This window comes from Bacillus sp. EB106-07-01-XG149, from assembly GCF_058791555.1.
The window spans coordinates 854,250-870,542 of record NZ_JBYTDP010000001.1 but is presented as its reverse complement, the minus strand read 5'-3'; the positions used below and the strand labels follow the sequence as shown (position 1 = coordinate 870,542).

Genomic DNA, 16,293 nt, shown 5'->3' with positions numbered 1-16,293 from the left:
AAATTTATCCGGCTAATTTCCTCATAATCCATTCGATAGGTCCTCTAGAAAATTTCTTTCCCCATAACACACTAATTAAAATGCTGAAAATGAAAAATCCACTAGCAAATAATAAAACGAATAGTAGTGATTGTTGTTCCATTTTATTTAATAGAATTAACGTCCCAATACCGATAAATACATGACTGACATAATGAGTTAATGTTAATTGTCCTGTTTGTACAATGGAAGTGACAAACCAATTATTTCTATATTTTTCAGCGATGTTGAGGCAAATGATTAATATAGCAATAGCGGATCCTGTAGCAGATAAAATATATAATACATTTGGTAAGATGGGTCCTGTATTAAATAAAAATGTGGCAGCCTCTTTGCCGATGTATGGAATAAAAAAGTGAGTAAGCCCTTTTGATAAAAGTTCTGACAATATTGTAATTGTAATACCCAGTAAGAGTAATCTTTCTCTAATTTTCTTATTATGAAGATCTAACCTGCCAATTATCATACCGATTAAGAAGAACGAGAACCAAGGGAAAATAGGGTGATAGCCATTAAAGAATAAATTGCGAAGAAAACCTTGTATTGTCCAGAAGTCTACATAGTTTATGAATGGAGTAGGTCCTCCCCAACCTTCGAAAGTATTGAAAGTAAGCTGAAGAGCTTGTGCGATTAATAAAATAATGATAGAAAGAAAAAGTAATAGTTTTTTGCGTACTGTAATGAGTAATGCAGCGACGAAAAGGTAAACACCGTAGTAGTGTATTATATCCCCAGTCCACTCTAGTCCATATAGTAGTAATCCTAAAATAAATAAGAATAGTGATCGTTTCCATATGGTCTTTCGGCTATTAGAAATTTTTATTTTTTCATTGCTAGCAACGGCTGACCTAGTCATTAAAGTTATACCGATGCCTGCAAGTATAACAAACAAAGCAGAAGCTCTACCTTCAAATAGTGACATGAGGGTTATTAAAAAAGGGGGACCATTTCCTTCTGCACCTGTTATCACCATGAAATTAACAAGTAGCATACCAAACATCGCCAAAGCTCTAGCGAAATCTAAGCCGATAATGCGCTTTTTTGTATTCACTTCAATCCCTTCTTTCAAAAATGCTATTTACAGCTTCAATCCAAATTTGTTTATAATCTATCTTTGCATCAATCATCATAAAATTCCCGATATTATCAAGCACTAATGCTAACATATGAGCTTTTGAAACTAGATTTTTATTTTCAATTAATTGAAGTTTATTTGCTTTTGTAAGGAGTACCTCAAATCCATGTAAATATTCTGTTTGCACAGTTAGTAATCGATCTTTGTACATATTGTTTCTTGAAGATAGTAAAACATATTCTTGTAACACAAGATTAAAATAAGGGTCGTTTCGCTGTTCATCAATTATTTTAAGGCCAATTGCAATACATTTTTCAATAAAATTTGTTTTCGTAAATTCTTCTGTATGAAAATACGAAGAGAACTGCATAGCTTTACATAATTCAGTAAAAATACATTCAATCAAGGCATCTTTAGACTTAAAGTAGTAATATATAGATGGTTTTGCGATACCAACCTTCTCACCAATCATCGTATAAGTTGTTTTAGCGATACCGTACGTAGCAAAAAGGCGATAACTTGCTTCCATTATTGAAGAGAGTGTTTCTTCACTTTTACTCATAATAGATCCTCCTAAAAAAGGTTATTTAAATCGTAGCATTCATTTATAATTTTTTCAACCTATCGTTAGGTAAAAAAATCCTATTTTTTAAAACAGTAATATGAAAAGTTTCAGGGGTAAGGAATGACTTTAGAAATTTCTTTCTAAAGTATTGTTTTTACTTTACACATAAATATTGAGAAAATTTCACTGACCCTAAATGGAAAGGTAATAGAATTGTTTATAGAGAATTACTCGTAGATTCAATTTTTATCCCCCCATTTTGTGGGGAATGATTGCCTAGTGGTAATGGGATAAGGTTGAGCTACTTTATTAGGGGGAGTGGTTCTATGTTTAATAAAAAAATGGTGGCAATGGCAATGACTGTGCCGTTAGTAATGGGGACGATTTCTACGGTTTCGGCATTGGAAAAAAAGCAGCAAGTAAAGCTAGAAGCTTATTCGCCGCAGAAAAAAGCAACTGAATATTTAAAAGAAAATGCTGCGCAATATGGATTAAAAACAGACCTTTCAGACTTGCAATATATTTCTACAACAGAAACGTCAGTAGCTTCATATGTTAGGTTCCAGCAAGTTGTTAATGGTGCACCTGTATTTTCAAAACAAATTACAGTTACTCTTAACGGAGAGGGAAAGGGCGTACTTGCTGTTTCTGATTATCAATCTGTCAAAGGTGTGAAGGAAGTAACGACAAAAATTAGTGAAAAAGATGCAATACAAAAATCAATGGCGTATGTTGGAGAAGCAAGTGAACAAAACTTATGGGCTCCTACAGAGAAAGAATTTGGATATATTGTTGAAGAGGGAATTGCTCGTCCAGTATATAAAGTTGTAGTCCATTCTAATAATCCATTTGGTGCATGGGAAACATTTATTGATGCAGAAAATGGGAAGTTAATTAAAAAGGTTGATATAAACCGAAAAGCTGAAGGGACAGGAAAAGTATTTTTACCTAACCCAGTCGTATCTAGCGGTAGTAAAGTAGGCTTAAAAGATAATAACGATGCAGATTCAACAGCGTTAACGAATCAATTGAAGACTGTTACGTTAAAAGGTTTAGATGGGACAGGATTTTTAATTGGAGAGTATGTAACGATTTCTTCAAAATCAAAAACAAAATCTACAAATTTACAATTTAACTATACACGTGCAAATGATAGCTTTGAAGATGTTATGTCGTATTATCATATCGATACAATACAGCGTTACATTCAAGGGTTAGGTTTTAAAAATATTAATAATCGCTCTATTAAAGTGAATGTGAATGGAACGACGGCGGATAACTCATTTTATTCTCCGACAACGAAAGCTTTAACTTTTGGTACTGGCGGAGTAGATGATGCAGAAGATGCTGGTATTATCGCACATGAATACGGACATTCAATTCAAGATAACCAAGTTCCTGGCTTTGGTAGTTCAGTAGAAGGCGGAGCGATGGGAGAAGGATTTGGTGACTTCTTAGGTGCTACGTATGAAGATGCAGTATCAACTACAGGATACGGAAAAGCATGTGTTGGAGAATGGGATGCGGCTGCGTATTCTAGTTCAGACCCGACGTGCTTACGCCGATTAGATACGAATAAAGTGTATCCGAAAGATATTACAAATGAGGTACATGATGATGGGGAAATTTGGGCACAAGGTCAATATGAGATGGCACAAGCTTTTGGACGTGATGTAGCAACGAAAATTATTTTACAATCACACTGGTCATTAACACCAAACTCTAAATTCAGTGATGGAGCAAAAGCGATTAAGCAAGCGGATGCTCTTTTATATGGTGGACAACATGCTGCTGATATCGATCGTATTTGGGCAGCAAGAGGAATTAGTACGAATTAATATAAAAAGTCGTGGCGTTTATAAGCCACGACTTTTTAATTTGCTTAAGCACTGGTACTAGTAAAGTAAGCTATATGAATGCTAATGTAAATTCATCCGCATTCTAGTTGTTTTTTTCGTCTTTAAAAACAAAATGCTCTTTAAATTTTCTAGACTCAACTTTTTGACCGTTTCTCATGGAGCGGAAAGGGTGTTCTTGCCAAGTAATGATTACATCAACTTCATCTGCTTTTGTGACAATTGGAAAATTAGTATGTTCAAATCCAGTTTTTCCACTTGCTAAGCGACTTTCCTTTCGTGAGAAAAGTTCATATTTCGTTTTCGTTTTTGGCTCGTTGCGGAATACTTCGACTTGTACGTTATATACTTCACTGTTACCAACATTTTTTACTGAAAATTGATATGTTTTAAATTCATCTTCTTTAGCTTGAAGCATATTTTTATCTATGTTCTTCGGTTCATCAATATTCACTTTCCATTGATCAGAGTTTTGGGAGATTGGTAAAGATTTTGGTGAATAGGCGTATGTTTCATTCACTGCAATTAGGCATAACAAAAGAAGAAAGAAACTAATCGCTTTTTTCATATAAACACCTCGTTATAAAATTTTTATCCCGCATTAACGGGCAGTAAGACCCTCCACCTCAAAATTCAGGGAAAGCAAAGAAGTTAGGTGGGGGATCAACTGCCCGTAAAAGCCCGATTGGTGAGGGCTGATAATCAGTGGGGAGGAACAAAATCCCCACTGATTAAAGTTTCACTTTATCAATATGCGTAAATGAAACGGAAATTATGTAATAAAATGGAAAAGGTGATAATTTGATTCAAATGAATTTGAAAAAACTTGAAGAAGTAGTAGGTGGTGAAGGGTTACAAGAATCGTTTCATCACATAGAGATACATGGTGTCTGCATAGATTCCAAAAGCATTAAAGAAGGAAATTTATTTGTTCCAATCATTAGGGTGAAAGATGGACATGATTATGTGAAAGAGGCATTCGATAATGGAGCTGTCGCTTCCTTATGGAAAAAGTCTTACGGCACTCCGCCAAAAGGGATGCCAATTATATTTGTAGATGACACTTTGTTTGCTTTGCAACAATTGGCACAATTTTATCGAAAAGAGCTAAATGTAAAAGTAATTGGAATTACAGGTAGTAATGGTAAGACAACGGTAAAAGATATAATAAGCACGATTTTAAGTACAACTCATCGTGTGCATAAAACAAAGGGGAATTTTAATAGTCAAATCGGTTTACCATTAACAATTTTAGAGATGAAACGAGATACAGAGTTTTTAATTCTTGAAATGGGGATGAGTGAAAAAGGACAAATTCGAAACTTATCAATAATAGCACAGCCAGATGTAGTGATCATTACAATGATTGGCCATTCTCACTTAGAGACGCTTGGATCAAAAGAAGAAATTGCGAAGGCTAAATTAGAAATTATTGATGGATTAAAAGATGAAGGATTATGTTTGTATAATGGTGATGAACCATTGCTTTTGAAAAATAAGAATTTATCGAGTATAAATTGTAAGGCATTTGGTGAAAAGTATACAAATGATTTGTTTCCAACAAACGTGCAATTAGATGAATATGGTGTTCATTTTAAATTAAATGATTCAAAAATACAGTACGATGTTCCCTTACATGGAAAACATAATATTTTAAATACGATTGTCGGAATCGCCGTAGGTCAATTTTATAATGTCCCTACAGAAAAAATACAGAAAGCATTGCGACAAGTAAATATTACTCATATGCGCTTTCAATTTTTAACTGCCAAAACAGGTTTTACAATTATTAACGATGCGTGGAATACCAGTCCCTCTTCAATGAAGGCTGCAATTGAAACGTTACAGACATTAAATACCTATAAGAAAAAAATGATAGTAATTGGGGATATGTTGGAGTTAGGGAAGAATGCTGAAACATATCATAGAGAAATTGGTAAAATGTTAAATCAAGAGAGCATTCAATATGTATTTACTTATGGAGAGTTAGCTGAAATTGTAGCGGAAGAAGCGAGAAAGAAATATGATATAGGAAAAGTACAGTCATTTAATAGTAAAGCCAAGATAGCAGAGGAAGTATTAAAAGTTATAACGAAAAAGGATGTTGTATTATTAAAAGGCTCACGTGGAATGGCTTTAGAGGAAATTGTACAAAAATGGATATGAAAAATCAAAATATATTAAAAAGGCTTGCGTTTTATAAAACGAAGAGATAGAATACTCTGTAAATATAAAAAGTGAGGATCAGGAAAAGTACATGATGCAAAGGTCTACAGAGAGCAATCGGTTGCTGAGAAGATTGCGATACCGCATGATGGAAGGACACCTGTGAGTGTTGCTTTGAACGTGATAATTAGTAAAAGCAAACGGTACCTACCGTTATCAGGGCTAAGATGGTCATTATGACAATTTGGGTGGTACCGCGGAAAAATCCGTCCCTATTTATAGGGGCGGATTTTTGTATTCTTTGAAAGGAGGTGAGTGACCGTGGATGATGACGATGACAACAATAATGTAAATAAATATAAAATTAATGGAGGGAAAAATAATGGGGTCAATAATGAAGCGTTCACTCACAAAAGAATGTACGGAGCAAGGTGGAAAGGTTGTATTACTTCAAGGCTGGGTAAAAAAGATTCGTCATCTAGGTAATGTTAGTTTTTTATTAATAAGGGATCGATCGGGAGTTATGCAATGTGTATTAGAAAATGAGTTAGCTGGATATAAGGTAGATGTGGAAAGTGTCGTTCAAGTCGTTGGTGAAATTGTAGAGACTTCGAAAACAGAGTTAGGGGTTGAAGTGCTTGCTCACGAAGTGAAAATATTAAATGGCGCAGAACCACTTCCGTTTGAAATAAATAAAAAGAAGTTACAAATTGGTTTAGATCAACTACTGAATGAGCGGGTATTATCATTAAGACATGAGCGAACCGCGGCGATATTTAAAGTGAAATCTACACTCGTTCAGAGCTTTAGTGAATTTCTTATAGAGAACGATTTCACACGTATATTTACTCCGAAAATTGTTTCACAAGGGGCAGAAGGAGGAGCGAATGTTTTTAAACTTCCATACTTTCAAAAAGAAGCTTATTTAGCACAATCACCACAGTTTTATAAACAGATGATGGTAGCTGGAGGGTTAGAACGTGTTTTTGAAGTTGCACCTGTTTACAGAGCGGAACATCATAATTCTTCCCGTCATTTGAATGAATATATATCGTTAGACGTAGAACTTGGATTTATTCATGATTTTTATGAAGTGATGCAATTAGAAACAGATGTTTTACGATATATGTTTCAACAAGTAGCAAAAAACTGTGAAAAAGAACTACAACTATTACAAATAGAAGTACCTGTTATTATAGAAATACCGAAAATTACATTGTTAGAAGCGCAAGAAATTTTGAAAAATAAATACCGGAAAGAGTCGCCAAGTGGGGATTTAGATACAGAAGGTGAAAAACTACTAGGGAAATATGTGAAGGAAACATATAAGAGTGAGTTAGTTTTCATTACACATTATCCGAAAGAAGCTAGGCCGATGTATACGATGCCGAATAATGAGAATCCGTCTATTACTGATTCGTTCGACTTACTATATAAAGGGTTAGAAATAACATCAGGGGCACAACGAATTCATGATTATGAAAAGCTACTTGCTTCTTTTAAAGAAAAGGGATTACATCCAGATACATTTCAATCTTATTTAAATACATTCCGATACGGTTGTCCCCCGCATGGTGGTTTTGGAATTGGATTAGAGAGAGTTGTATACAAACTATTAGAATTAACAAATGTACGAGAGGCGAGTGCTTTTCCAAGGGACTGTACAAGACTTATCCCTTAATAATAGGGGAAGGAAATGTATCCGTTGTGCTATTTTATAGTACAACGGATTTTTTAGTTCATAAAACTCAGCACTTTCTCACCAAATTTTAATGTAAGCTTAATTGTTCTCTCTTTTTTCACCTTTAGTATAAGCCTTAGAAACGAAAGAGATATACAAGGTGAAGGGAGAAATATTACATGCGTATTTTAGTTGTACCATCAGGATTTAAAGAAAGTTTAGGGGCGAAGGAAGCTGCTGATGTAATGAAAGAAGGGATTTTAAAAGTCATGCCGTTAGCTACTGTAGAAACTTTACCAATGGTGGATGGTGGGGAAGGTTTTACAGAGGCAATTACAAATATTACTGGTGGAAAAATGTATGAAGTAGAAGTAACGGGACCTGTAGGAGAAAAGACACAATCTTATTTTGGTGTTTTTGAAACGAGAAATGGTGAGCGTACAGCTGTTATTGAAATGGCTGCTGCAGCAGGATTACGCCTTGTACCGAGAAATTTACGTGATCCTAGAAAAACGACTACTCATGGTGTTGGGCAGTTAATAGAATTAGCTTTAAATAAAGGGGTAGATCGTATATTAATAGGGTGTGGTGATTCAGGAACATCTGATGGCGGAGCTGGTATGGCTGAAGCGTTAGGTGTAAAGTTTTTAAATGAAGATGGAAAGGAAATACAAATTCAAGGTGGAACCTCTTTATTACAAGTTTCAAACATAGATACATCACAAGTAGATCCTAGATTAAGGCATGTTCAAATCGATGTTGCCTGTAATTGGTTTAATCAATTATGCGGCGAGCAGGGAGTAGCGCGAGTATTCGGTCCGCAAAAAGGTGCTAACGAAGCCCAAGTAATAGAACTAGAAAAAGCACTGGAGCGCTATGCTTCTGTTATAAAAAAAGATATAGGTATAGATGTACATCATACGCCAGGTAGTGGTGCATCTGGCGGACTTGGTGCTGGACTGCAAGCTTTAATTGGTGCAACGCTTCATCCGAGATACGATATTATTATGAAGTATATGGATTTAAATAAACTATTGCTAGCGTGTGATCTTGTATTTACTGCGGAAGGAAGTATAGATTTTCAAACACCACGTGGTAAAATTCCAGCTGAGGTGGCTAAATGCGCAAAAAAATATGGATTACCAGTAATCGCATTAGTTGGGACAGTCGGTAAAGGTGCACGTATTAATTACGATTATGGAATTGATGCATATACAAGTATATTACCAATGCCATCTTCATTAGAAAATGCATTTTCTAATGCGGAGAAATGGCTTCGTGATTGTACAGAGAGTACGATGCGTACAGTTTTAGTCGGTTATCAAATCGCTTCTCGGTTGAATAAAAGTGGGTACGTATCATGATTGAAAAAAATGTAGTGGAATTACATGTGAACAGTACTGATCATCCGAAAACTAAGCCATCTTGGATTCTGCCCATAGCACTTATATTAATAGTAGAAATAGTTCTTTTGCTTCCATCGTCATTAACGATGGAAGCGAAATGGAGTTTGTTTGGATTTTGCTGTGCAATTATATTATGGACAACAACAACGATAAATTCGGCCTATATCGCACTTGGATCTGTCCTATTTCTAATTATTTCAGGAACAGCAAAGCAAGATCTTTTATTTGATTCGTTAGCTTCAGATGTCATTTGGCTTATGATCGGTTCCTTTATTTTAGGAAGGGCACTTCAAGTTACCGGTTTAGCTGAGAAAATGACGTGCTTTGTTGTAAATCGTGCTCGGAATATTTTGGGCTTGTGCGGGATTTTGACAATGATTATTCAAATACTCGCTTTCTTTATTCCATCAACATCTGGACGCGCAGCGGTTGTATTACCTGTTTTTCAAGCTATATCAAAAGAAATTGGGAGTAGAAGAATTACGAAAGCATTAGCAATTTTAATGCCTACTGTTATTTTAGTTTCAACAAGTTCTACAATTATTGGTGCAGGTTCCCATTTAATTGCCCTAGATATGTTAAAGGAATTTAATAATAAGGATATTACATTTGTAGAGTGGTTAATATGGGGATTTCCATTTGGATTCATAATGAGCTTTATAAGTTGTCGTGTAATATTATTTTTATTTTTAGATAAAGAGGAAGTAAAAACAAAACTGAAACAGAAAAAAGTTAAGTTTGAATTATCGCGAAATGAAAAGTATACAATCAGTATTTTAATAGCGATGGTAGCTTTTTGGTTAACAGAGTCGTTTCACGGTTTGGAAATTGCAACTGTAACGATAATCGGAGTGTTTTTATTAACTTTGCCAAAACTGGGCGTGATGCAGTGGAAAGAAAGTTTAAAAGGTGTCTCATGGAACTTAATTTTATTTGTTGGAGCAGCAATTGCATTAGGGAAATCTTTAATGGAGAGTGGTGCAGCGCAATGGATTATGCAGAAGTTATTTTTAGTAACAGAACTAATTAATAAGCAATCCATTTTCATCGTGTTACTCGTAATTGTTATTCTTTCAGTCACATCACATTTATATATTACATCTCACACAACGAGAGCGGTAATTTTTATTCCGCCATTATTATACTTTGCAAGTAGTCTACAGTTAAACGAAGTCGCTGTACTATTTTTAGGCATTGTTGGCATGAATTATTGTTTAACCTTTCCAGTCAGTTCTAAAGCATTACTTTTATTTCAAGAAAGTGATAGAGAAACTTTTCAGCCGCAAGATTTATTAAAGTTAAGCAGCTATTTAAGTGTTATGTATATGTTTGTAATGGTTGTATTTTACTATGCATATTGGCAGTGGGTTGGATTGTCTCTCTAAAAATCAGGAATATAATTCTTTTATTTAGAATCAAGAGAAAGGCGTTTGGTATATGCACACCAAGAATAATTATATAATGTGCAACATTATATAGACAAAAAGAAAAGGATAGAACAAACAGAGGAATTCTGCTTGTTCTATCCTTTTGTTGTACTACAAATGACCTCATTTACTACTACAATGTATTTGCTTTTGTAGTGGTACATAAAGATGTTCTATTGGAACTGCTCGAATTGCTTGGCTACCCACGCTTCATTATTTTCTGCAATATATTGTTCTGCCAAGATGAGTCGTTGTACAAGTTCTTTCTTAGACATCTTTATATATTTTCGTTCGGTGTTTTCTATGCTTCGGTCTGCTCGTATACGTCGATAATCAACAGAAGTAAAGGCGACAGAACATTTTTGTAGAGACTGATTGGAATTTGATTTTTGCTTGTATGTTTTGCTGTGTTGTTTATAATACTCATTCAATTGTGGATTTGTCATAATTGTGTTGGGGTGAATCCCTTTTCCTTCGGAATCAATCTCTTTGGACTTCTCCGATACAGTTTTTAGTGTAACAGGAAGGTTTTGCTTTATCAGAAGGTCAATTGCCCCCTTCCCTAACAGGAGGGAACGTTGGCTTCGAGATTCATGAACTCCTTTGAGCCATGTTCGATTATTTTTTGAAGGAAATGTTTGGTTCATATGTTTGTTCCTCCCGATATTTTTCAATCAATTCAATCTCTTTCAATTCATTCCTTGCAAGTTTCCGCATCTGTTTTGCCTTATTTACTTCAATCGTCAAACCCATAGAAGCAAAACGCTTTTCCATATCCTTTGATAATTCAATTGTTTCAAGAAGTTCATGCTTCTTTTCAGGTTGCGGAATTTTTGCCACACATCCTAAACATGCCATTTTCACAGGACATACTTTGTCTGTTACACAAGTACCGCCTATCACGTTGTTGTATACACCTACTTTGGCTTTGTATTCCTCCCATTCCCGCTGAAGTTCTTCGGGACTTCGAAGAATCGCCTCATCTAAATCAATATAGTTAGCAATCACGTCATGTAATTCTCCAATTTTTTCAGCTACTTGACTTGGAGTAGGTTCCGAATAATATCTTGTTACATTCAAGTCATGCTGATGGAGCATTTTTGCTACAATGTCAATCGGAATTTCCTGACGTTGAACAGCTTCCGTTGCGAATGCATGACGTAGTAAGTGCGTTTTAATGACAACAGTTTCTCCCTCTTGCGTCTCAAAAAACAATCCATGCAAGAGAAGACGTAGGCAAGAAGTAATCGAATGTGTATGAAATGATTTCTCATTATACTGAAAGAAATAAGGTTTTGGTTCTGGAAATAGGTGCTTTCTGTCACCTCGATACTTTACACTTGGAATTGCGCCATTATAATGTTCTTTCAGCATCAAATTGACTCTCTTTATTAGTTGAAAGGTTTGCTTGCTGATTGGATAAGGTTCAAGCGCATCTCGCCCTTTTGGGATAGCATAAAAAGAGAATTTTAAATCTCCATTTACCTTAATAGCTTGTAGACAATCTTTTTCACTGTTAAGTTGTAATAGTTCGTTGAGCCTTGCTCCTGTTGTTGTGAGAATGTCTACCGCTAACAAACCGAAGGTTGTTGCGACATAAAGTGGTTCTACATCAAATAGAATGCCTTCGGCTTTACTGCCATGAAGAGAAACAAAGGTACTTGTAGATATAATACCCTTTTGTCTGGACCAAAACGGTCCGGTGTTTCCTGTTAAATTCTCTTCTCCATATCCCCATGAAAACAATAGTTTTCGTTTCTGATTTATTTCTTCCTCTGTCGCATTTTGAAACCACATCCCCAACACGCCTGCTTGTAGGATTTCTGTAAACCATAGCCCCTCCGTTACATCGTCATCTTCCAATCGTTCGGCTTTCAAAAACTCTACAAAATAATGATTATTTTCCTTAGAATACGTTCCTGTACACTTTTGGGCTGAGTTTACAATAGATTTTGTAAATGTTTCTTTGTGATAGACGACAAAAGAAGGTTTGTCCCATAAACGAAAATAAAATCGCTCTCCAATGCGTTCAGGCTCTTCATAATGAAACTCTAAAGGTAACATGACATCTCCTTGTTCAACTTGTAAGCAAGCTGTCAGAAAGGCTTCTCGTAATCGTTTCATCTGATTCCAGCGGAAGTTTGCTTCCGACCGAATTTGAGAAAGATGAGGCACGATGGCATCCGTTTCACTCTTGCGGGTGTTTCGAGCTTGTTCCTTTGCTTGCTTATTAAATGTAAAATCTCGAATATCAAACATAGGTATAGGGAGTAAGAATTGCTGAAAATACTCCTGTTGTTCTTGATTTAACTTTAATACGAGCCATTTCTTAGTGAAATAGGTAACTCCGGTGTAGTTTTGTAGAAATAATGCTCTTTGGCTATTTGAATGTTTGGGATAAATAAGACCTTTCAAATAGTCATACATATGCGTCTCTGTATCAAAATCAGTAAAGGATTGTAAGTCGTAAGCATGAAATATATTTTTAAACCTAACATTTATATATCTGATATTATTATATACTGTTCGTGCATCCAAATTTCTGTCTCCGCTAATAAGCATCGTCAATAGTAATTGATTCTGCCAAGGTGTATCTAAACAATTACTAAGGAAATATTTCACAGGGAATTCATCCAATTTATCTAACAAAAATACACCTCTGCTATCACGCAAATGAAGAATGTATTCATCCACTTTACCTGCTAATTCCTTATAAAAAGGGGAGTTTGGTGAACTCGTAGTTGGTGTCATCATTCATCCTCCAAATCATCCAATAGTGCTTGTATATCTACTTCTAACTCTGTTTCTTTTGCTGTATCTCTAACAGTCAGAAAAGGTTTTTTAGTACGTTTCTGTTTTGGCTGTTCCATATACTCTTTTTCTTTCTCTACTATATTTTCAAGCATATTGTCATGAAAACTTCGATATCTTTCTTCGTCAAAGTGATGTTCGTACACTTCAATCGTGTCTTTTTGTTTCCACTTCATATATTTAATGAGTTCATCTTTTCGCTGTTTAATTTCTGCATTTGTCTTGGAAACATTATAAATCTCACGCATACTTGTCGTGACATACCAATGTCTTGTTTTATGTGGATTTAACCTCATGTCCATCATCTTCATGACCTTATTCCAATGTGGATACCAAGCCTGATACGAAAATGGTGTTCCTCGTTCCGTCAGGAACATGGGTGCATTGTTAGGTAGAGAATCAAAATTCCGCCCTAAAGGATCAATTTTTCTACGCTCTTGATTGATATATTGAAACAGAAGTTTCGTTGTGTTTTTACTGAATCGAAGAAACTTTGTTCTACGTCCATGACTGCCTTTGTTAAACGTGCTGACTTCTTCAAAGGACTTGCGGGAACGATAATCGCCAATGGTCAATTCAATTACCTCTGAAACTCTCGCCCCTGTCTCAAATAACATACGGACGATGACTTTTTCTCGTAATGACCAATTTACCTGATTACCTGCCTGTTTAACTTTATGATAGAGAAGAGGGTCATCAATAATTTCAGGTTGCCATTCCTCGTTAATGAGCTTGAAGTAAGAATCTGTCAAACGTCTATGCACAATTGGGCTTTCTGTTCCTGCTTCGGCAGGCATTCGAGGTTTGTTCTTTCTCACACCTTCGGTATTTGTTTTGTAATCGTCCAATATCGCATGAGAATCGATAAGAGGATTCGGATAGCCATACTGTCTGAGTGTAATCAAGGACTTATAAAATGACTTGAGAGCGGAAAGGAAGCGATGAACGGTATTTGGACTTTTTTTGGAACGATTGACAAAGCGAAAAGAATCTTTTTCCCGTACTTTACAAACCATTTCGTCCATCAAATAATCTTCCGCGGCGACCCGTATGGCTTCAGGATAATCACTCCATTGTACATGTTGCCCTTGATAGTTGCTGTATTTGCCTAACCAAGTGAAGAATGGAAGAAGGCATTGGAGATACGACAACGCCGTACTTTCTGAAATTTTCCTACTGGCATCATCATAAAAGTCTGTCAGTGGTAGAAATACTTTGTTATTCGGTTCAAACACAAGTAATTTATATCGGCTTTGAACACCTTTTGGACAACGTAAGTGGTAATAACTATCTCTCATTTTCAAAGCCTCCTGTTAGATACTCAGACCCACTTATTCCTCTAACCAATTGAAGATAGGAACTTTTGATTGATATTCATGCTGTATTTGATTCCCCATTGCCTCATATTCCTGTTGGGTAAGGTCGTAGATGTGTTTACTTTGCCTCTTGGGTAATTTAAAAGGGATAGTTGTTGGACTCCAATTTTCTCGGATGGCTTTCTTAATAAATCCGTCAGGATTTTTCACTTTGTTAGTAGATTGTTGCATAATCAATAGAATCTCTAATGTTCGTTTAATCCCAACAACGGACAGAAGAGTAAGAATTTCTTGCGTTGGAGATGTGAGTGTAACTGCCTCATATGCTAATTTGACTAACTCCAATTCGGCAATTTCTTCCCGTACCACTTGTTGACTTTGCTGAGAATCTTCTTTTACAAATCTTGTTCTTTGTTTGATATGTACAAGGTCGCTTTCAGGAATTCTCCATCCTTTTTTATCGCTATTGCAAAATGCGTTTGGAAACTTTCCAGACCGTAGCCATCGCTTAATTGTTTCTTCATGCTTCTGTAAAGTTAACGCCAATTCTTTTACTGTATACATGTTCATGTAAGCACCTCAAAAATAAATGGTTATTTAAAATGGAAACATACATTCTTGTTTAGTGTAACCACACTAATGTTGTTGTAAACAATATTTTTTATGAAATTGTTGTTGTATATGAGGTCATAATGTTCAGTTAAAAAAATGTTTTAGACTGAACATCCTTGGTCTAATTGGATATTGCTATTTGTATTTGTATTTGTCTTATTAACTAGAATATAGATTTAGACTGACGAATCGTTTATAGTTCATGATAAGGGTTTAATTAAAATAAAGTATTAGACTGGAAAGTGAATATACATTTTGTCTAATGGAAATGAGGGAGATAAAGTAATGGGGATTCCAAATGAAACGTTAGTTAAAGTTCTTAGTGAATATGGACTTGTTCGACCAGAAATCACATTTCTCAAACATAATGAAAATATGACCTATAAGGTGACAGACTTAGCTGATGGCTTTACCTATTTATTACGTGTTCATCAACCCTTCACAGAGAATTTATCCGGACTACAGCACACAAAAGAAGGATTAACAAGTGAGCTCCAACTACTTCTTGATATTGCTAACAATACAGATCTTGAAGTACAGACCCCTATCAAAAATAGTTTTGGCAAGTTTATTGTGGAATTTGACTACCAGAAAACTACTACTATGACCTCCCTTACAAAATGGATTGATAGCCGAACCTTAAACAAAGAAGACTTTTCAAATCCCAAAATAGTCAAAGCGTTTGGAACTCAGACAGCCAAATTACATCAGTATTTACGCACATATAACCGAGCACTTCAACAAGTTAGACCGAATTATGGAGCAAAAAGAATAGATACTATGATTCAACAAATTTATCGCGGCATTGAGAAAGGATTGTTCAGTCAGTCTAATTTTAATATGGTCGAGCAATCTTTGAATTTGATCAGCTCACGTCTTGTGAATTTAGAAGGACTAAATGCATGGGGAATTATTCATGGGGATTTGAACATGAGCAACGTTCTTGTTACAAAACTAGGAGGCGTTGCCTTTATTGATTACAGTCTATTTGGGTATGGGTATTACTTGTTCGACGTGGCAATGGGGGCATTAAATTCCACGGCTACAACCAGAAATTTATTTTTTGAAGGTTATTTCGGAAAGACTGAAGTACCTGAAGATATTTTGATGGTTATTGAAGGCTTCATGCTCATGTCTGTATTAGGTTATTATGCTTTTCATATGGAAAATGAAAAGATTCATACATGGATTAGAGAACGGATGTCTTTGTTATGTACAAAACATTGTCTACCTTTCCTGAATGGAGAACGTATACTTTATAATTTCTAGTTAGTATTACTGATAGCAGTTAAACTAACTAGGAGCTACTGTTAACTAAGTAAAAATCTAACTTTAACAG

General features: G+C 35.4%; 13 protein-coding genes and 1 other annotated feature. Of the genes, 6 read left to right on the top strand and 7 right to left on the bottom strand.

Translation table 11 applies throughout. The annotated features are described in order from the left end of the window. Positions 1-4: 4 nt before the first annotated feature. The gene (locus tag AC3WTA_RS04395) at positions 5-1,090 is read right to left on the bottom strand and encodes a DUF418 domain-containing protein (protein WP_001093117.1); all 1,086 of its coding nucleotides are present in this window, start codon (positions 1,088-1,090) and stop codon (positions 5-7) included. A gap of 1 nt (position 1,091) precedes the next feature. Further along, positions 1,092-1,676, bottom strand: coding sequence for a TetR/AcrR family transcriptional regulator (locus AC3WTA_RS04390; protein ID WP_000045221.1), 585 nt, complete (start codon positions 1,674-1,676; stop codon positions 1,092-1,094). Between the two features lie 329 nt (positions 1,677-2,005). Between AC3WTA_RS04390 and AC3WTA_RS04385 the strand changes: the two genes are divergently transcribed. Continuing rightward, positions 2,006-3,517 (top strand): M36 family metallopeptidase, encoded by a 1,512-nt coding sequence (locus AC3WTA_RS04385; RefSeq protein ID WP_070168757.1) that lies wholly within the window; start codon positions 2,006-2,008, stop codon positions 3,515-3,517. 103 nt (positions 3,518-3,620) lie between these two features. Here the strand turns inward: AC3WTA_RS04385 and AC3WTA_RS04380 are convergent, their stop codons facing one another. After that, entirely contained in the window at positions 3,621-4,103 is a 483-nt protein-coding gene (locus AC3WTA_RS04380; protein ID WP_070168758.1) for a YozF family protein, read from the bottom strand. 242 nt (positions 4,104-4,345) lie between these two features. On the opposite strand from AC3WTA_RS04380, the gene AC3WTA_RS04375 reads away from it, so the two are divergent. The 4 genes from AC3WTA_RS04375 to AC3WTA_RS04360 all read left to right on the top strand — a co-directional run bounded on the left by AC3WTA_RS04375 (position 4,346) and on the right by AC3WTA_RS04360 (position 10,173). Then, the gene (locus AC3WTA_RS04375; RefSeq protein ID WP_116480643.1) at positions 4,346-5,701 is read left to right on the top strand and encodes a UDP-N-acetylmuramoyl-tripeptide--D-alanyl-D-alanine ligase; all 1,356 of its coding nucleotides are present in this window, start codon (positions 4,346-4,348) and stop codon (positions 5,699-5,701) included. A 65-nt stretch (positions 5,702-5,766) separates the two neighbouring features. Continuing rightward, positions 5,767-5,978, top strand: a binding site (T-box leader). Positions 5,979-6,083: 105 nt separating this feature from the next. Further along, complete coding sequence (gene aspS / locus AC3WTA_RS04370) at positions 6,084-7,382, top strand: aspartate--tRNA(Asn) ligase (protein ID WP_000534850.1); 1,299 nt, start codon at positions 6,084-6,086, stop codon at positions 7,380-7,382. 179 nt (positions 7,383-7,561) lie between these two features. Then, positions 7,562-8,746 (top strand): glycerate kinase family protein, encoded by a 1,185-nt coding sequence (locus AC3WTA_RS04365; RefSeq protein WP_001221981.1) that lies wholly within the window; start codon positions 7,562-7,564, stop codon positions 8,744-8,746. Then, positions 8,743-10,173: an SLC13 family permease gene (locus tag AC3WTA_RS04360; protein ID WP_000570750.1), complete on the top strand. Its 1,431-nt coding sequence runs from the start codon at positions 8,743-8,745 to the stop codon at positions 10,171-10,173. The genes AC3WTA_RS04365 and AC3WTA_RS04360 overlap by 4 nt, the downstream gene beginning before the upstream one ends. Before the next feature lie 215 nt (positions 10,174-10,388). On the opposite strand, the gene AC3WTA_RS04355 is transcribed toward AC3WTA_RS04360, so the two are convergent. From AC3WTA_RS04355 to AC3WTA_RS04340, 4 genes are read right to left on the bottom strand one after another with little or no spacing between them, the layout of a single operon-like run. Continuing rightward, positions 10,389-10,862 (bottom strand): hypothetical protein, encoded by a 474-nt coding sequence (locus tag AC3WTA_RS04355; RefSeq protein ID WP_001076795.1) that lies wholly within the window; start codon positions 10,860-10,862, stop codon positions 10,389-10,391. Beyond that, positions 10,834-12,966: a site-specific integrase gene (locus tag AC3WTA_RS04350; protein WP_000189239.1), complete on the bottom strand. Its 2,133-nt coding sequence runs from the start codon at positions 12,964-12,966 to the stop codon at positions 10,834-10,836. Before AC3WTA_RS04350 ends, AC3WTA_RS04355 begins: the two co-directional genes overlap by 29 nt. Then, on the bottom strand, positions 12,966-14,324 hold the full coding sequence (locus tag AC3WTA_RS04345) for a tyrosine-type recombinase/integrase (RefSeq protein WP_001205727.1): 1,359 nt from the start codon (positions 14,322-14,324) through the stop codon (positions 12,966-12,968). The genes AC3WTA_RS04350 and AC3WTA_RS04345 overlap by 1 nt, the downstream gene beginning before the upstream one ends. Positions 14,325-14,357: 33 nt before the next feature. Continuing rightward, a complete protein-coding gene (locus AC3WTA_RS04340) occupies positions 14,358-14,912 on the bottom strand; it encodes a helix-turn-helix domain-containing protein (protein WP_002203106.1) in 555 nt (184 codons plus the stop codon). 327 nt (positions 14,913-15,239) lie between these two features. Here AC3WTA_RS04340 and AC3WTA_RS04335 point away from each other — a divergent pair, with 327 nt between their 5' ends. Beyond that, a complete protein-coding gene (locus AC3WTA_RS04335; RefSeq protein WP_000512650.1) occupies positions 15,240-16,223 on the top strand; it encodes a phosphotransferase enzyme family protein in 984 nt (327 codons plus the stop codon). Positions 16,224-16,293 lie beyond the last annotated feature (70 nt).